This is a genomic window from Shewanella oncorhynchi (assembly GCF_030848765.1).
In the GTDB taxonomy this organism is placed as follows: Bacteria; Pseudomonadota; Gammaproteobacteria; order Enterobacterales; family Shewanellaceae; genus Shewanella; species Shewanella oncorhynchi.
The window spans coordinates 207,755-226,218 of sequence record NZ_CP132914.1; the positions used below are offsets into that span (position 1 = coordinate 207,755).

Below are 18,464 nucleotides of genomic sequence, written 5' to 3' on the forward strand. Positions count from 1 at the left end.
GCGTTAAAACCCGCCGGGACGGAGCGCCTAGGGCACTCCACTTCGGCGTTGCATCAATTTAAAAGGTGGCCGACATTCTGTCATTGATGCGCCTTGAATTGAAGCACCCTAGGCGCTCTGAAACTCGTATCTTCAGGTAGCTTGGGTATATAACTTAAATAATCTTTTTCCTTTTAAGCGTTCAGAGTTTGCACGCTTGCAAAACATTCGCTCAGCAGGCGATTGGAGTTGTTATGAAGCCAGAAGAGTTGATCGACGAAGTTATTGCGATTGCGACCGATGCAGGGATAACTATCCGTGACATTTATCTCAAAGGTAATTTTGAGCGAGAAATGAAGTCTGACAATACCCCTGTCACTTCCGCAGATTTAGCGGCGAACAAGATCATTTGTGACCGATTAACCGCCTTAACGCCTGATATTCCTGTGTTATCTGAAGAAGCCGCCGACATCCCGTTGAGTGTGCGTGAATCTTGGAAGCGCTATTGGTTGGTCGATCCGCTCGATGGTACGGGGGAGTTTATCGCCGGCAGTGGTGATTTTTCAGTCATTATTGCGCTGGTGGAACACAATCGTCCTGTGATGGGCGTGGTTTATGTGCCGATGACGCAAGTGTGTTATTACGCTATTGCTGGTTTAGGGGCGTACAAACGCACGGATAAACAAGAAGTGCGTATTAGCAGTCGCCAAATTGAGCACCGTGAAAAGGTATCCCTAAGATTGGCCGTAAGTCGCCGTCAGGACCCCCAATCTGTGTTGACCCTATTCAACCATCCCAAACACTGCGAGTTAGTCGTGATGGGGGGCGCAGCGTTAAAGAGTTGTCTTGTCGCCGAAGGTCGTGCAGATTGTTATGTACGAGTCGGACCAACGGGTGAGTGGGACACGGGAGCCGCGCAAATTATCGTCGAGGAAGCGGGTGGACAGCTGATGGATACTGAGCTGCAACCGTTAACCTACAATGAGCGTGAGAGCTTAGAGAACCCTAATTTCATCGTAGTTGGTGCACCCAACTTAGAGTGGGATAAGATTTTAATAGGTGAATGATTTTCAAATGCAGTCTATACGTCCGGTATTAAAGTCAGAGTTATTCGCGGTTTATCAGCTCGAACAGGCCATTTTTGGCGAGCACAGCTATCCCGATTTTTTCTTCCGTCAGGGATTTGATTGTTGGCCAGAGCAATTTTTAGTGGCCGTGGATGCAGATAATCAGCTACAAGGCTATTTGCTCAGTGCCCAGAGTAGCGATCCTAACTGCATGTGGATATTATCTGTCGCAGTGAGTGAAAATGCTCGCGGGAAGGGATTCGGCAAACGTTTGATGCAACAATGTTTAGCCGAGTTGCCCGTGTCAGTTGAGCGGGTGTGTTTAACCGTTGATCCGAGTAACCCTGCCCATGGCTTATATCAGCATTTAGGTTTCATTGATTCAACTTTTGAGGCCGATTATTTTGGCGATGGCGCAGATAGGGTTGTGATGACTTATCGCAGGCCTTAAATCGCGCGCTTATCTTTGAACCAAAGATTATCCTCAAATAAAAATCACCTTTGAATTAAGAATGATTTTTAAATCAAAATAATGGACGGTGTGCTGACTGAGCGCGCCGTTTTTTATGCTCTTTTAGGTGATGTCATCCCACGGTTCCAGTTCGGCTTGCTGAGGGAATCTAATTCGAGTGCCTATCTTTATCCATCATCTTCAATAATATCCTTCATTATTTACCCTCTTCTGTACGTAAAACAAACTTATTTTGAACGTTGTTTTTTATTTTAACTGCTGTTAGTCTCTTGCTATTCAACAGGGGATGAGACCTATGGCCAGACGAAAAGAACACAGCCATGATGAAATTCGCGCGATGGCAATACAAGCAGCAACTGAGTTACTGATAGATCAAGGTGCCATAGGGCTCAGCTTACGCAAAGTGGCCAGCCAAATTGGTTATGTCCCTAGTACCTTGATCAATATTTTCGGCAGCTACAACTATTTATTACTGGCGGTTTCTGAGTCAACGCTTAGGACTTTGCACGACCGATTGACGGGTGTTCGTGCGGCCGACAGTTTAGGTAAAATTATTGCAATGGCTTGGGAGTATAGTCAATTCGCCCATGAGCAGCGCCAAGCTTTTAAGCTGGTTTTTGAGCTGCAATTACTCGATTCTGAACCCTTGCCCGAATCGCAAGGACAATTGATTGCGGGGTTATTTACTCTGATTGAGCGTGAATTGGCGCAACTATTTCCCGAGGTTACGCCGGTGCAGCATCTCAGTATGAGCCGGGTATTATGGGGGGGTATTCATGGGCTGACCTCTCTGTCACTCGATAATAAGCTCTTCGCTGAGTCATTATCACTGCGGGATTTACTCAAGAGTCACGTACAAGCTTATTTACAAGGAATGGGTTACCAGAAGGAACTATCATGCTGCTAACAAAACGTTTTTTACCCTATTTTGCGACTCAGTGCTTAGGCGCATTGAATGACAACATCTATAAAAATGTGTTGCTGTTATTAGTGACCTTTAGCCAAGTGAAAGACCTACCCATAAGCGTCGATATGTTTGTGAACTTGGCGGCTGGGGTGTTCATTTTGCCATTTTTCCTCTTTTCGGCCCATGCGGGGGTGGTCGCCGATAATATGGATAAGGCTAAACTCATTCGCCGATTGAAACTACTCGAAGTCATCATCATGTTTAGCGCCGCGATTGCGATTCTGAGCGAGAGCTACATGATGATGTTATTACTATTATTTTTAACGGGTAGCCAGTCAGCATACTTCGGTCCGGTTAAATATTCCTTGTTACCCCAAGCGTTGAAAGAGGACGAGTTAGTCACAGGCAACGCTTGGGTTGAGATGGGCACTTTTCTCTCGATTCTGGTGGGCACTTTGAGTGCGGGGATCTTGGTTTCTGATGAAAACGGTACGCTTTGGTCGGCGATTACTGTTGCTGTATTAGCCTTTGCAGGATATTTATCGAGCCGAGCGATTCCTGCATTACCCCCACAGGGCGTCATCGAGAAAATACGTTTCAGGCCGTTATCGGGCACTTGGCGTAGCATCAAAAAAGCCCGTCAAACGCCTTCAATCTGGATGGCTATCCTCGCTATCAGTTGGTTTTGGTTTTTAGGCGCGACCTATCTGACTCAGTTTCCTAACTTTGCTAAGCTGCATTTGCATTCTGGTGCGACTGTGGTGTCATTATTATTAGGCATGTTTTCTATCGGGATTGCTGTTGGCTCCTTCGTTTGTGAACGTTTCTCCTACGGCCATGTGGAACTCGGTTTGCTGCCGTTTGGGGTATTGGGATTAACTATCTTTGGTGTCGATTTGCTTTGGGCTATTCCACCTGCGCCCGTAGATGCTGGTTTTGTCTATGGATTAAAAGCCTTTATTGGCGAGTCCCAACATTATCGCGTGATGCTAGATTTCTTTATGATTGGCGTTAGCGGTGGCTTGTTTATCGTCCCCCTGTATGCGTTTATTCAATCTCGTTCGCCTAAGGGTGAATGTGCTCAGGCGATTGCAGCCAATAACATTATGAACTCATTGTTTATGGTGGTTTCGGCACTGTTATCTATGCTGTTGCTGGGCGTTGCAGGTTGGACTATTCCACAGTTATTTCTGCTACTCGCCGTGATGAATGCTGTAGTCGCGCTCTATGTTTATTCACAAGTACCAGAATTTACACAACGATTTATCAGTTACTTACTCAGTCATGTCATGTATCGAGTGACAGTCACAGGCCGAGAGAAAATTCCAAAGGAAGGGGCTGGCATCATAGTCTGTAACCATGTGAGTTATGTGGATGCATTGATTATTATGGGAGCGTCGACACGGCCAATCCGCTTTGTGATGGATAAATCCATCAGCGAAATTCCTCTGTTGAAGTATTTGTTCCGCCATGCAGGTGTGATCCCTATCTGTTCGCCTAAGCAAAGTGAAGATACCTATAATCGTGCCTTCGAGGCAATTCATGAAGCGCTCGCCAATGACGAGTTGGTATGTATTTTCCCTGAGGGTCGACTCACACCTGACGGTGAACTTGGCGATTTTCGTCCCGGAATTGATAAGATTTTGGCCAGAGATCCAGTGCCAGTCATTCCTATGGCACTGCACGGATTATGGGGTTCTTACTTTAGCCACAAGGGTGGACATGCCTTAGCTAAAATGCCCAAGCGTTTTTGGTCAAGGGTGTCGGTGGATATTGCGGTTCCTATCGTGGACGTTTCCGCTAATCATGAAAATCTGCGTCAGCAAGTTGCAAACCTACTTGTTAAACGAAATGAAGCCGTGTTGTAATTAGTATGCTCTAACAAATTTACAAAATAATAACTTATATACTCTGGAGTTTGGTCATGGGAAATGGATGTTATGCCAGTGCACTAGTGTTATTGCTTAGTGGATGCGGCGGTTCGAGTGATTCAAGTGGTGGGGATTCTGGTGATTCGGGTACAACAACAGCTAGATTGGTTATGGATGTGCAGAGCGTTGCAAGCAAATGCAATGTAAAAGAAAAAATGGCAGGTGCCGATGTTATTATTCACCGACAAGACGGTCATATTCTCGGCACTTATAAGAGTGATGGGCAGGGACATGTCGATGTACCTTGGACAAACGAAGCATCACATTTAACAGTTGCAGCAAAAGAGTTTCGTAATGGTCAGTCAACTTGGAGTATCCGTACGGATTTAGCCGCTAAAGCTGGCGACTATGGCATTTATGCTTTCACAGATGAAAATTTAAATAGCCAATGTGACTGTAGTGATGCGAATTTTGATCTTAGTGAAATTGAAGCGGTATATAATGACTACCAGCTATATGGTAATAACTCATTTTTGGACTCACAATCTAACAATTCTTCATTACGCCTGTGTAAGCAGGACGATAAGTTTGCACCAGTGAATATGGTGTTGGTTCCTAGCCAGAGTGGTGTTACGGCTTATGCTGCTAGCATAGATATAAATACACTAGATTTATCGCAAGCAGTACCTATATCGAGTAGTGAATTTGAAGGTACTAATCATGAAGGGACTCCGTTAAATGTTGATGTGAATACCAATGATTATTCGCTAAGGAGTTACTCTGAAACTGAATTTGGTCGCCAAAACTGGGTAGAATGGCCTACGAAAGAAGTGCAATTATTTCCCGCGATTTTTGATCGCAATTTAGTTTACGCATCACAGTGGATTGCCCTTGGTGCAAATGAAGCTGGCTACATAAATTATTCGGCAATAACACGTAGGGCTGTTACTGATCCTTCGAAGAGTTTGAGCCTGAATTTACCGTTAAATGAAAACCAAATGCTGGATGAAACGACACGTTTAATCACTACTATTAATAATGGTGGTAGTGCAAATTATGACTACAGTTTCAACAATGCCCATATGCAAGCGATACAAATCACCATAGGACAAGATGGCTATGCGAATTGGGCTATTTCAGCTTCATTAAAGGGGGCAATTCCGGATTTAGATTTGCCCATACACTTACAAACAGCATTTGATGGAATAACAATCCCTATGATGAGTTTATATGTCTGGGGCTATGAAGGAATGACGGGGTTATATGATTTCCGTGCCGAGCTCAGTAAATCGAGTCGTAGCACGGGTAATATTCGCTCGGCTAAATTCGATAATTATAACTATGAAGCCATTACGATTTTTGCAAATTAATTTTTAGCGTACTAGCCGCACAGTTATTGTGCGGCTTTATTATCATTTTTATGGCTATCCAACCACTCATGCATCGCTTGATGTGAGCCTTTAAAAAGAACACGTTCGGACTTTTTCTGTAATTGGTATTGATACATAGGATCGTAATACTTGTGCAATAACAGGTTTATCCAGACTAAGTGCAGCGAAGTGTCATTCTGGTTGATTTGTTGATCGAGGGCTTGTTGCATCAAATCTTGCAGTTCTTGATGTTGTTTTCCGCCTAGACGTTTGCGAATGCTCACTAAACTTTGCAATAGATATTCGCTAAATGCCGCAAAACCTGCTCCCGGCCCTAGGCGCTCACAGAAGCCGCTATACATTTTATGCACATATTCATAGCGTAAGCGTTCGAGCCTCGCATCATCCGACTCTTCTAGCACTAAAACATTAGCGGCTTGCATGGCATTGTAAAATGTCTGCGGCAGTGCCGAGCGCCCAATCAGGAAGCTTTCATCTTCGAGCAGTAAACACGCCGCGCCACTTGTTTGGTGCTGTAGCAAGGCAATGGCGAGTTGATTTTCAAAGTTAATCTGCGTTGGCTGTGGGTCGATATTCTTTCCAAAACTAGAGCCTCTGTGATTGGCGATCCCTTCAAGATCAACCGCTTCTTTACGCTGCAGTAGAAAATCGGTTTTACCGCAGCCCGTCATCCCGCTCAAACTCAATAACGGTTGCTGAGTCGGTGCCGCTTCAATCACGCCAATCAGATATTGGCGCATGGCCTTATAGCCACCTTGAATATAAGGGACTTCGATACCCGCTTCTTTGAGCCATTGTTGAGTGAGTTGCGAGCGCAAGCCGCCGCGAAAGCAATAAAGGTAAGCATTAGGATTGGCTTTAACATAGCTAGCCCAAGCCTCGATTCTCTGTTGCTTGATGGGACCATTCACTAGTGAATGACCTAATGCAATCGCGGCTTGCTGACCAAATTGCTTATAACAAGTACCGACCTTTTCCCTTTCACTATCCAGCATCAAGGGCAAGTTGGTCGAGTTGGAAAACGCGCCCCGAGTAAACTCTATGGGCGCTCGCACATCCATTATGGGATGTTGGTTGAGGAACATTTCCCGATATTGCTCTGCGGCTATAATAGCGCTTGGCATCAGCACAACACCACATTCGCTGCAGTGGTTGGTGTTTCCAGTGACCCAATGCAGATTGGGGCGATGTGGTTCGTATTGAGTAGGGCAATTAATTCCGCTTCAGCTGCGGCCGAGACGGCAACTAACAGGCCACCACTGGTTTGCGGATCACACAGTATCGCTTTTTGATGCTCGCTGAGCTCGGGGAGATGCTCGCCATAACTATCGTAATTACGGTGAGTTCCGCCAGGAACACAACCTAAGGCCAAATAATCTAAGGCGCGTGGTAACAATGGCACTGCATCAAATTTAAGCTTCGCAGTGAGGTTGGCGCCTTGGCACATTTCGAGTAAGTGTCCCGCCAGTCCAAAACCTGTGACATCGGTCAGGGCATTTACACCGCTAATTTTTGCAATGGTCGCGCCTATAGTATTGAGTTGGCACATGGCATTTACCGCAATGAGACTATCTTCATCGCGGAGTTTTTTCTGTTTTTGCGCTGTGGTTAAAATACCAATGCCGATAGGTTTAGTGAGATATAAACGATCGCCGGCTTTAGCGGTATCATTCTGTTTTAAATCACTTAAGGCAATTTGCCCGGTAACCGCGAGACCAAAAATAGGTTCGGGTGCGTCTATGCTATGACCACCGGCTAGCATGATCCCCGCTTCCATGCAGGCTTGTCTGCCGCCATCGACCACTTGCTGTGCGATTTCTGCGGGTAGTTTATTGATTGGCCAACCTAAAATTGCAATCGCCATAATAGGCGTGCCGCCCATGGCATAAATATCGCTGATCGCATTGGTCGCTGCGATACGACCGAAGGTGAATGGATCGTCAACAATTGGCATAAAAAAATCGGTAGTGCTAATGATGCCTATGTCATCATTGAGTTTGTACACTGCAGCATCGTCGCGGCTCTGATTACCAACCAGCAGATTTGGATCGGTAAATACAGGTAATTGCGAGGCTAAGATAGTGCTGAGCACTTTAGGGGATATTTTGCAGCCACAACCTGCGCCATGACTATATTCTGTTAGCTTGATTGATTCTGGGAGTGTAACTGGGGAATCTGACATGATCTCAACAGCCTATTTAAGTGATTAAGGCATCATCATAATCAGATACGGCCACCATGCAAGGTGGCCGTATGACTTTCGGGCAGAATTGTGGCTTAGCTATAAGTTGCGGTCAGGCTGCGCCAATGTTTTTGCTGGACTAAGAAACGCGCCTTTAGCTCTTCAACTTGTTGCAATAGTTGCTGATCGACAAGTTGTTTACGCTTGGCCTCAAGCAAGGTTTTCTGTGCTTGATAGTAATCCATTAAGTGCTGCTTTAATAACTCATACTCTGCTTGGATTTTTTCAATAATTTCATCAGCATTAGGCAGGTTATTAACCTTCCGCTTGGTACGTAATAACTGCATCTGTAAGCGTGCGCTCTCGATACGTTCCTGTGGACTCTTACGCAAATCTTTAGCTAAACCTAATAAAGATAATGATTTAATCAACCATTTGGTCGGATCGTAGTGCCACCATTTAATGCCATTACGATAGTCATTTTCGAAAATATGATGGAAATTATGATAACCCTCACCGTAGGTCAACATGGCCAAGAAGCCATTATCGCGGGCGGTATTCTTATCGGTATAAGGCTGGCTGCCCCACACGTGGGCTAAAGAGTTGATAAAGAAAGTGCAGTGATGCACCACCACTAAACGCAATAAACCCGCCATCAATAACATAGACAGCACGTCACCATTGAGCCAACCAAGCAGTGCAGGCAGTCCAATGTTCATCAGCAACACGAGTGCGAGGTAATGTTTGTGTTGCCACATGACAATACGGTCATTTTGCAGATCACGCACATTTTGATAATCGTGATAGCGTTGCGACTGATACTCTCGCAGCATCCAACCGATATGGCTGTACCAGAATCCCATTTTGGCAGAGTACGGGTCTTTGTCGTTATCATCTACGTGTTTGTGGTGAACTCTGTGATCAGATGCCCAGTGCAATGCACTGTTTTGTAATGCTAAAGCACCACCAAGGGCATATATAAAACGCACCGCTGGATGGGCTTTATAGGCCTTGTGTGACCAGAGTCTGTGATAACCTGCGGTGATTGACAGGCCACTGGCAAAGGCTAAAACAATAAAAGCGATCCATTCACTGGCACCATAGCCGTGAACAATACCGCGCCATGGAACTAAAATTACCGCACTGAGGAAAGTGATGGCAAACAGACTGACATTAAGCCAGATGATAGGGGGTTTTTTCATTATAGGTTTCCAAAATTCGCTTTTGAGCGTACATCTGTAAGCTAATTTAGCTTAGCTATATTGTTTGGTCAAGGACGATGGGGCTGTGTTTAATGCCTAAAAGCGGTATTATCGCGTTATTACATTCAGTTAGCGGATTTAAGAATGGGTATTCGAGCACAGCAAAAAGAGAAAACTCGCAGAGCTTTAGTCGATGCGGCCTTTAATCAGCTAAGTGCTGAGCGCAGTTTCTCAAGTCTGAGTTTGCGAGAGGTTGCTCGGGAAGCTAATATCGCGCCGACATCTTTTTATCGCCATTTTAAAGATATGAACGAACTTGGTCTTACTATGGTGGATGAGGGCGGGTTAACCCTAAGGCAGATGATGCGTAAAGGCCGTCAGCGAGCTGAAGTGGGTGGCAGTGTGATCCGTATTTCCGTTGATACCTTTATGGAAGTGCTTGATTCTAATCCAAACGTATTCCGTATTTTATTGCATGAACGCTCTGGAACCTCGGCAGCATTCCGTGCGGCAGTTGCCCGCGAAATTGAGCATTTTATTTCTGAATTGGCTCATTATACCGAAGCCAAAGCGGGTCGAACCCCCTTGCTAGCCCGTGCACAGGCTGAAGCTTTAGTGACACTGGTGTTTAATGCCGGCGCTTCCGCATTAGATATGAAACGGGCTGACCGTAAAATTCTTGCCGATCAATTAGTCATGCAATTGCGCATGGTCGCCAAAGGCGCCGAGGCTTTGCAGCATAAGGTTGAACACCGCTAATCTGAGTGAGATGCAGATTCACTAAAATAATGGAGCCTAAGGCTCCATTATTTTTTAGCGAATTTACGTTTAAGTGTTCTGCAGTCGAGCTCAGTGTATCTGAAGTGATTAACGACGCTCGAGTAGTACACCCGTTTCCATGTGATCTGTGTAAGGGAACTGATCAAACAAGGCAAAGCGGGTCACCTTATGGGTTTCGTTCAGTTGTTGCAGGTTATCTTTTAAGGTTTCAGGGTTGCAGGAAATATACAAAATCCGCTCATAACCTTGAACTAACGCCAGCGTATCAGGATCAATCCCCGCGCGTGGTGGGTCAACAAAAATGGTGTTGCAAACATAGCTGTCAAGATCGATACCTTCTAAACGTCTAAAGCTGCGTTTCTTCGCCATGGCATCGCTAAAGTCTTCCGCCGACATGCGGATAATTTGCAGATTATCAATGCCGTTGATTTCGATATTGTATTGGGCTGCATCCACTGAAGGCTTGGCCAGTTCTGTGGCCAATACGCGATTAAAGTTTTGCGCCAGTGCGATAGAGAAGTTGCCATTACCACAATACAGCTCGAGTAAATCCCCTTGGCTATTTTGAGTCACATCAATCGCCCATTCCAACATCTTGATCGCTACTTTGGCATTGGGTTGGGTGAAGCTGTTCTCAATTTGTTTATAGTGAAACACTTTGTCGTTTACTTGCAGTGACTCAACAACAAAGTCTTTATCTAAATCGATTTTTTGCTTACGGGCACGGCCGATGATATTGACCTTAAATTGGCTGCTCAATCTGGCTTTAAGAGTGGTCGCTTCGGCGCGCCATTGGTCATCAAGCTGTCTGTGATACAGCAGTGACACTAAAATCTCGCCGCTTAAAGTCGACAAAAAATCCACTTGGAACAATTTGTGCCTTAGACTCGGATTCGGTTTCAGTTCGGCGATTAAGGCCGACATCATTTGATTGATGAGCACGCTAGCTGGTAAGTATTGATCGCAGCGAACCTTATCATTCAATACCTTATCAAACATGTAATAGTATAAGTCGTCACCATCATGCCACATGCGGAATTCGGCGCGCATACGGTAGTTAGCTGGCTCTGAGGCAAAAACTTCAACACTCGGTGTTTCAAATTGGGCAAAGGCTTGTTCTAGCTTGATACGCTTGTGTTCTAACTGCGCATCATAAGTCTGAGGGTCCATTGCTGCTAAGTTCATTGTTTGATTCACCGTTGCTGTAAATTGGGGCGCAAATATTATACTAGGTGACACGAATGTCCAGTATCTTGCTTTTGCTGTTTTCGCAAAGCTATGGGAAAATCCGCGCACTTGAATGTGGTTCTATGGTATTTGGCTGGATTCCGTCGGTAAAGCAGCCATCGAATCGTTAATGCGTCCAATCTGTATAGTTTATCTATATATCCGAAACTGGAGATTCGCTTGTCGCGACCTATATTAGTGTTTGATTCTGGGATTGGTGGCCTATCTGTTCTGGCTGAAATCCGTAAGAGTTTACCCCATAGCGACTATTGCTATCTTTTCGACAATGCTAGGTTGCCCTATGGTGAGTTGGAAGAGCAGGTATTAATTTCTGGCTGTGTCGAATTAGTATGCGATATAGTGGCTCGTACCAATGCAATGATAGTGGTCGTTGCCTGCAATACTGCAAGTACTGTTGTATTACCGGCATTGCGTGCACATCTTTCTGTCCCTGTCGTAGGTGTTGTCCCTGCCATTAAACCCGCCGCTCTAATGTCTAAGAGTAAACGTATTGGACTCTTGGCTACACCAGGCACAGTTAAGCGTCATTATACCCATGAACTCATCAGCCAATTTGCTGATGATTGCCATGTCGAACTCTTTGGTTGTTCTGAATTAGTGATGATGGCAGAACAAAAAGTGGCGACTGGAATGTTGGATATGCATAGATTGGCACAGTTACTCGCACCAGTCGTTGCCGCACAATTGGATGTTCTCGTACTAGGTTGCACTCATTTCCCTATGATCAAAGCTGAATTACAACAAGTGCTCGGTGCGGGCGTAAAACTAATGGATTCTGGCGCTGCGATAGCTAAGCGAGTCGTGACTCTTTTAACGCAACAGAATCTTATTGTGGAGGAGCGCAGAGTAACAAATGAGAGAGAAGCAGTAGGGCAGTCAGTAATGCAGGCGTTCTATACTAAAGCGGAAATCAGTGAAGGCTTAACAACAACATTAATTGATTGTGGCTTTTCAACTATCGAACGAATCACCACAACCAACTAAATTACAAAATAAAGCAAAACAGTTTAAGCGGTAATACTACTCGTCTGTCCCTGTACGGTCGGCAGCTTCCGAATCTTGTGTTTTTGCTTCTCTTACTTTTAAGGTTCTTTCTTGGAAACTATAGTCATTCAGTTTAACCATGGCTTTCTGAGCGCCTGATTCTGACATCTCCACAAAACCAAAACCTTTACGACGACCCGTCTTACGATCTCTGACTAAACGCACAGAGTTTACTGGACCAAATTCGCCAAATAATACTTTTACTTCACCCTCATGAACACGATAAGGCAGGTTACCTACATATAAGGTCATAGTAGGGCCAACATATTGTTCTTCTGAAGCATGAGATGATGAAGTCTCTGGAACAAATTTAAAAACAAGACTTGCAATGATAGCGCCAGCGACAAAAGCAATAGCTGATAATGGCGTTGCGAACTGAGATAGTGCTACTGCGCCAATAATGGCGACAATCAAGACAATAAGAAATGACTTTTGCATAAGAATGCTCTCTGATGAATGGGAAATTGATAAATAACTGTTAACAGCAAGTATATGGTAATGAATTATTTACTTTTACACTAGACCATTGCTGAAATATTGAGCGTGAATTATCAATTATTAGATAAAAAACCTTACTTATCTCCGATAAATAGAGCTTATAAGCTAAAAAATGGTCATAACGTTTAAAATATCGACGTGCGATTCAATGATCGATAAAAAGCCCTTGCGGACTTTCTCAATCTCCCTATAATGCGCATCCACTGACACGGCAGACAGCGAAACGCAAGTTAAGCAAAGAAAGCCAAGCAGTTCATCGGTTAGCAAGCTAAACGATGAGTGTTGAGAAAGTTTAAAAAACTACTTGACGCACTAACGGGAATGCGTAGAATACGCAGCCCTGACCCGCTGAAAACTCAGTGTGTTGTCAACGCTCTTTAACAATTTATCAAGCAAATCTGTGTGGACACTCACAGGTGTTGAGTTAATCGAAACTGCTTAACCTTCGGGTTGGCAGTCAAAAATTTAAATCAATGTAACAATGAGTGTTCATAGTAATATGTACAGTTTGTTTCTTTTAGCTAGAAACAAAAAATCAGAATTCATTGAGCCGTTTGACGAAAGTCAAACAACAAAACTTTAATTGAAGAGTTTGATCATGGCTCAGATTGAACGCTGGCGGCAGGCCTAACACATGCAAGTCGAGCGGCAGCGCAAGGGAGTTTACTCCTGAGGCGGCGAGCGGCGGACGGGTGAGTAATGCCTAGGGATCTGCCCAGTCGAGGGGGATAACAGTTGGAAACGACTGCTAATACCGCATACGCCCTACGGGGGAAAGGAGGGGACCTTCGGGCCTTCCGCGATTGGATGAACCTAGGTGGGATTAGCTAGTTGGTGAGGTAATGGCTCACCAAGGCGACGATCCCTAGCTGTTCTGAGAGGATGATCAGCCACACTGGGACTGAGACACGGCCCAGACTCCTACGGGAGGCAGCAGTGGGGAATATTGCACAATGGGGGAAACCCTGATGCAGCCATGCCGCGTGTGTGAAGAAGGCCTTCGGGTTGTAAAGCACTTTCAGTAGGGAGGAAAGGGTGTAACTTAATACGTTATATCTGTGACGTTACCTACAGAAGAAGGACCGGCTAACTCCGTGCCAGCAGCCGCGGTAATACGGAGGGTCCGAGCGTTAATCGGAATTACTGGGCGTAAAGCGTGCGCAGGCGGTTTGTTAAGCGAGATGTGAAAGCCCTGGGCTCAACCTAGGAATAGCATTTCGAACTGGCGAACTAGAGTCTTGTAGAGGGGGGTAGAATTCCAGGTGTAGCGGTGAAATGCGTAGAGATCTGGAGGAATACCGGTGGCGAAGGCGGCCCCCTGGACAAAGACTGACGCTCATGCACGAAAGCGTGGGGAGCAAACAGGATTAGATACCCTGGTAGTCCACGCCGTAAACGATGTCTACTCGGAGTTTGGTGTCTTGAACACTGGGCTCTCAAGCTAACGCATTAAGTAGACCGCCTGGGGAGTACGGCCGCAAGGTTAAAACTCAAATGAATTGACGGGGGCCCGCACAAGCGGTGGAGCATGTGGTTTAATTCGATGCAACGCGAAGAACCTTACCTACTCTTGACATCCACGGAATTCGCTAGAGATAGCTTAGTGCCTTCGGGAACCGTGAGACAGGTGCTGCATGGCTGTCGTCAGCTCGTGTTGTGAAATGTTGGGTTAAGTCCCGCAACGAGCGCAACCCCTATCCTTATTTGCCAGCACGTAATGGTGGGAACTCTAGGGAGACTGCCGGTGATAAACCGGAGGAAGGTGGGGACGACGTCAAGTCATCATGGCCCTTACGAGTAGGGCTACACACGTGCTACAATGGCGAGTACAGAGGGTTGCAAAGCCGCGAGGTGGAGCTAATCTCACAAAGCTCGTCGTAGTCCGGATTGGAGTCTGCAACTCGACTCCATGAAGTCGGAATCGCTAGTAATCGTGGATCAGAATGCCACGGTGAATACGTTCCCGGGCCTTGTACACACCGCCCGTCACACCATGGGAGTGGGCTGCAAAAGAAGTGGGTAGCTTAACCTTCGGGGGGGCGCTCACCACTTTGTGGTTCATGACTGGGGTGAAGTCGTAACAAGGTAGCCCTAGGGGAACCTGGGGCTGGATCACCTCCTTACCTATACGACTAACTTAATGTTTGTTGAGTGTTCACACAGATTTGCTTGATAGAAGAAAGAGTAAAAGATGGGTCTGTAGCTCAGCTGGTTAGAGCGCACCCCTGATAAGGGTGAGGTCGGTGGTTCAAGTCCACTCTGACCCACCAATCCTTCCTTCTCAGCGTTGGAAAGTGACTCGTTTAGTGAACTAAACGTCGCCACTGTCCGCCTTGATAAGAAATGATTGGCAAACCAATCCTTTTAGAGGTTTGGAACATCTTACTTACTCGCACTGCATGTAAATGGGGCTATAGCTCAGCTGGGAGAGCGCCTGCCTTGCACGCAGGAGGTCTGCGGTTCGATCCCGCATAGCTCCACCATTTACACCTTATTCTGACTTTATTGCAAAGTAATAAGGCATATGCACTATGGATAGAGATGCCAAAGATAAACTTAAAAATTATCTTTGGCTTTTTTAAGCCCGCTCTTTAACAATTTGGAAAGCTGATAGTATTTAATTGCATGAGTCTGTCATGTGATTAATTACAAAACGTTTAATGCGAAAGCATTGAACATGAGTTCTCAAACACTTTATTAAGTGTCTTGAATATTCAATAGTAAATTATGCTTAGTTGCATAGTTTACGTCTAAGGCGCGTCCACTTCTTTGGTCAGAAGTGAGACAAGTAAAACCAAGCTGGTCGCAATGCGGCGCAGGTGAGTGAAACTCATTTGGGTTGTATGGTTAAGCGACTAAGCGTATACGGTGGATGCCTTGGCAGTCAGAGGCGATGAAGGACGTAGTAACTTGCGAAAAGCGTTGGCGAGCTAGTAACAAGCATTTGAGCTAACGATGTCCGAATGGGGGAACCCAGCAGCATAAGCTGTTATCGCAACATGAATACATAGTGTTGCGAGGCGAACGAGGGGAACTGAAACATCTAAGTACCCTTAGGAAAAGAAATCAACCGAGATTCCCCTAGTAGCGGCGAGCGAACGGGGATTAGCCCTTAAGTCAGTGGGGTGTTAGTGGAATGCGTTGGAAAGCGCAGCGGCACAGGGTGATAGCCCCGTACATGAAAACTAACCATTGATGAAAACGAGTAAGGCGGGACACGTGACATCCTGTTTGAATATGGGGGGACCATCCTCCAAGGCTAAATACTCCTGACTGACCGATAGTGAACCAGTACCGTGAGGGAAAGGCGAAAAGAACCCCTGTGAGGGGAGTGAAATAGAACCTGAAACCGTATACGTACAAGCAGTGGGAGCGGTTCTTGAGACCGTGACTGCGTACCTTTTGTATAATGGGTCAGCGACTTACATTTTGTAGCGAGGTTAAGCGAATAGCGGAGCCGTAGGGAAACCGAGTGTTAACTGCGCGTTTAGTTGCAAGGTGTAGACCCGAAACCCGGTGATCTAGCCATGGGCAGGTTGAAGGTTGAGTAACATCAACTGGAGGACCGAACCGACTAATGTTGAAAAATTAGCGGATGACTTGTGGCTGGGGGTGAAAGGCCAATCAAACCGGGAGATATCTGGTTCTCCTCGAAAGCTATTTAGGTAGCGCCTCGAGCGAATACCATTGGGGGTAGAGCACTGTTAAGGCTAGGGGGTCATCCCGACTTACCAACCCTTTGCAAACTCCGAATACCAATGAGTACTACTCGGGAGACAGACGGCGGGTGCTAACGTCCGTCGTCAAAAGGGAAACAACCCAGACCGTCAGCTAAGGTCCCAAAGTACTAGCTAAGTGGGAAACGATGTGGGAAGGCTTAGACAGCTAGGATGTTGGCTTAGAAGCAGCCATCATTTAAAGAAAGCGTAATAGCTCACTAGTCGAGTCGGCCTGCGCGGAAGATGTAACGGGGCTAAGCTAGTCACCGAAGCTACGGGTGCACAGTTTACTGTGCGCGGTAGAGGAGCGTTCTGTAAGCCGTTGAAGGTGAAGGGGTAACCCACGCTGGAGGTATCAGAAGTGCGAATGCTGACATGAGTAACGATAAAGGGGGTGAAAAACCCCCTCGCCGAAAGACCAAGGGTTCCTGTCCAACGTTAATCGGGGCAGGGTGAGTCGACCCCTAAGGTGAGGCCGAAAGGCGTAATCGATGGGAAACAGATTAATATTTCTGTACTTCCGCTAACTGCGATGGAGAGACGGAGAAGGCTAGGCTAGCGCGGCGTTGGTAGTCCGCGTTTAAGGTGGTAGGTGGTGTTCTTAGGCAAATCCGGGGACACGTACTTAAATGTACACACTGAGAGATGATGACGAGGTCCTAAGGGACTGAAGTAGTTGATGCCATGCTTCCAGGAAAATCTTCTAAGCTTCAGGTTAGTGGGAATCGTACCCCAAACCGACACAGGTGGTCGGGTAGAGAATACCAAGGCGCTTGAGAGAACTCGGCTGAAGGAACTAGGCAAAATGGTACCGTAACTTCGGGAGAAGGTACGCTCCTGTTGGTGATGAGACTTGCTCTCTAAGCTGACGGGAGTCGCAGATACCAGGTGGCTGCAACTGTTTATCAAAAACACAGCACTGTGCAAACTCGCAAGAGGAAGTATACGGTGTGACGCCTGCCCGGTGCCGGAAGGTTAATTGATTGGGTTATCGCAAGAGAAGCTCATGATCGAAGCCCCGGTAAACGGCGGCCGTAACTATAACGGTCCTAAGGTAGCGAAATTCCTTGTCGGGTAAGTTCCGACCTGCACGAATGGCGTAATGATGGCCACGCTGTCTCCAGCCGAGACTCAGTGAAGTTGAAATTGCGGTGAAGATGCCGTATACCCGCGGCTAGACGGAAAGACCCCGTGAACCTTTACTATAGCTTGGCACTGAACATTGAACCTACATGTGTAGGATAGGTGGGAGACTATGAAGTTGTGACGCTAGTCATGATGGAGTCGTCCTTGAAATACCACCCTTGTAGTTTTGATGTTCTAACCTAGGTCCCTTATCGGGATTAGGGACAGTGCCTGGTGGGTAGTTTGACTGGGGCGGTCTCCTCCCAAAGAGTAACGGAGGAGCACGAAGGTTGGCTAAGTACGGTCGGACATCGTACGGTTAGTGCAATGGCATAAGCCAGCTTAACTGCGAGACATACACGTCGAGCAGGTACGAAAGTAGGTCATAGTGATCCGGTGGTTCTGAATGGAAGGGCCATCGCTCAACGGATAAAAGGTACTCCGGGGATAACAGGCTGATACCGCCCAAGAGTTCATATCGACGGCGGTGTTTGGCACCTCGATGTCGGCTCATCACATCCTGGGGCTGAAGTCGGTCCCAAGGGTATGGCTGTTCGCCATTTAAAGTGGTACGCGAGCTGGGTTCAGAACGTCGTGAGACAGTTCGGTCCCTATCTGCCGTGGGCGTTGGATGATTGAAGGGAGCTGCTCCTAGTACGAGAGGACCGGAGTGGACGAACCGCTGGTGTTCGGGTTGTCATGCCAATGGCATTGCCCGGTAGCTACGTTCGGAATCGATAACCGCTGAAAGCATCTAAGCGGGAAGCGAGCCCTAAGATGAGTCATCCCTAGGAATTTAATTCCTCTAAAGAGCCGTTCGAGACTAGGACGTTGATAGGCATGGTGTGTAAGCGTTGTGAGGCGTTGAGCTAACATGTACTAATGACTCGAGAGGCTTAACCATACAACCCAGATGGGTTTTACTGAAAATGTTCCAGACATTTTCTAGCACTTCCTCCTTCCATGGAGGTCGTACGAA

The 18,464-nt window shown here is 46.3% G+C and carries 12 protein-coding genes, 2 tRNA genes and 2 rRNA genes; 11 read left to right on the forward strand and 5 right to left on the reverse strand.

The features are described 5' to 3' along the window. Positions 1-233: 233 nt before the first annotated feature. From cysQ to RA178_RS00925, 5 genes are all read left to right on the forward strand, one after another. Positions 234-1,046 carry a 3'(2'),5'-bisphosphate nucleotidase CysQ gene (gene cysQ / locus RA178_RS00905; RefSeq protein WP_011848162.1) on the forward strand — a complete coding sequence of 271 codons (813 nt, stop codon included), beginning with the start codon at positions 234-236 and terminating at the stop codon, positions 1,044-1,046. Between the two features lie 7 nt (positions 1,047-1,053). Continuing rightward, positions 1,054-1,497 carry a GNAT family N-acetyltransferase gene (locus RA178_RS00910; protein WP_263170315.1) on the forward strand — a complete coding sequence of 148 codons (444 nt, stop codon included), beginning with the start codon at positions 1,054-1,056 and terminating at the stop codon, positions 1,495-1,497. Between the two features lie 316 nt (positions 1,498-1,813). Further along, positions 1,814-2,425, forward strand: coding sequence for a TetR/AcrR family transcriptional regulator (locus RA178_RS00915; protein ID WP_263175856.1), 612 nt, complete (start codon positions 1,814-1,816; stop codon positions 2,423-2,425). Then, positions 2,416-4,293 (forward strand): MFS transporter, encoded by a 1,878-nt coding sequence (locus RA178_RS00920; RefSeq protein ID WP_306684145.1) that lies wholly within the window; start codon positions 2,416-2,418, stop codon positions 4,291-4,293. Before RA178_RS00915 ends, RA178_RS00920 begins: the two co-directional genes overlap by 10 nt. Positions 4,294-4,349: 56 nt before the next feature. Then, positions 4,350-5,666, forward strand: a complete 1,317-nt coding sequence (locus tag RA178_RS00925; RefSeq protein WP_306684146.1) for a hypothetical protein — start codon at positions 4,350-4,352, stop codon at positions 5,664-5,666. Between the two features lie 23 nt (positions 5,667-5,689). Here the strand turns inward: RA178_RS00925 and mnmH are convergent, their stop codons facing one another. From mnmH to RA178_RS00940, 3 genes are all read right to left on the reverse strand, one after another. Further along, the gene (mnmH, locus tag RA178_RS00930; RefSeq protein ID WP_306684148.1) at positions 5,690-6,811 is read right to left on the reverse strand and encodes a tRNA 2-selenouridine(34) synthase MnmH; all 1,122 of its coding nucleotides are present in this window, start codon (positions 6,809-6,811) and stop codon (positions 5,690-5,692) included. Further along, positions 6,811-7,869 (reverse strand): selenide, water dikinase SelD, encoded by a 1,059-nt coding sequence (gene selD / locus RA178_RS00935; protein ID WP_306684150.1) that lies wholly within the window; start codon positions 7,867-7,869, stop codon positions 6,811-6,813. Before selD ends, mnmH begins: the two co-directional genes overlap by 1 nt. Positions 7,870-7,964: 95 nt before the next feature. Continuing rightward, complete coding sequence (locus RA178_RS00940; RefSeq protein ID WP_306684152.1) at positions 7,965-9,071, reverse strand: acyl-CoA desaturase; 1,107 nt, start codon at positions 9,069-9,071, stop codon at positions 7,965-7,967. Positions 9,072-9,215: 144 nt separating this feature from the next. Between RA178_RS00940 and fabR the strand changes: the two genes are divergently transcribed. After that, positions 9,216-9,830 carry an HTH-type transcriptional repressor FabR gene (gene fabR / locus RA178_RS00945; RefSeq protein ID WP_105251021.1) on the forward strand — a complete coding sequence of 205 codons (615 nt, stop codon included), beginning with the start codon at positions 9,216-9,218 and terminating at the stop codon, positions 9,828-9,830. Positions 9,831-9,938: 108 nt separating this feature from the next. On the opposite strand, the gene trmA is transcribed toward fabR, so the two are convergent. Further along, positions 9,939-11,036: a tRNA (uridine(54)-C5)-methyltransferase TrmA gene (gene trmA, locus RA178_RS00950; RefSeq protein WP_306684154.1), complete on the reverse strand. Its 1,098-nt coding sequence runs from the start codon at positions 11,034-11,036 to the stop codon at positions 9,939-9,941. A 222-nt stretch (positions 11,037-11,258) separates the two neighbouring features. Between trmA and murI the strand changes: the two genes are divergently transcribed. After that, positions 11,259-12,083: a glutamate racemase gene (gene murI, locus RA178_RS00955; RefSeq protein ID WP_306684156.1), complete on the forward strand. Its 825-nt coding sequence runs from the start codon at positions 11,259-11,261 to the stop codon at positions 12,081-12,083. A 36-nt stretch (positions 12,084-12,119) separates the two neighbouring features. Here the strand turns inward: murI and RA178_RS00960 are convergent, their stop codons facing one another. After that, complete coding sequence (locus tag RA178_RS00960) at positions 12,120-12,581, reverse strand: RNA-binding protein (RefSeq protein WP_113941557.1); 462 nt, start codon at positions 12,579-12,581, stop codon at positions 12,120-12,122. Positions 12,582-13,221: 640 nt separating this feature from the next. Between RA178_RS00960 and RA178_RS00965 the strand changes: the two genes are divergently transcribed. From RA178_RS00965 to RA178_RS00980, 4 genes are all read left to right on the forward strand, one after another. Beyond that, positions 13,222-14,764, forward strand: a 16S ribosomal RNA gene (locus RA178_RS00965). A 70-nt stretch (positions 14,765-14,834) separates the two neighbouring features. Continuing rightward, positions 14,835-14,911, forward strand: a tRNA-Ile gene (locus RA178_RS00970). 137 nt (positions 14,912-15,048) lie between these two features. Next, a tRNA-Ala gene (locus RA178_RS00975) sits at positions 15,049-15,124 on the forward strand. Between the two features lie 362 nt (positions 15,125-15,486). Continuing rightward, positions 15,487-18,389, forward strand: a 23S ribosomal RNA gene (locus RA178_RS00980). The 16S and 23S rRNA genes sit together here with 2 tRNA genes alongside, the layout of an rRNA operon. Positions 18,390-18,464: the final 75 nt, after the last annotated feature.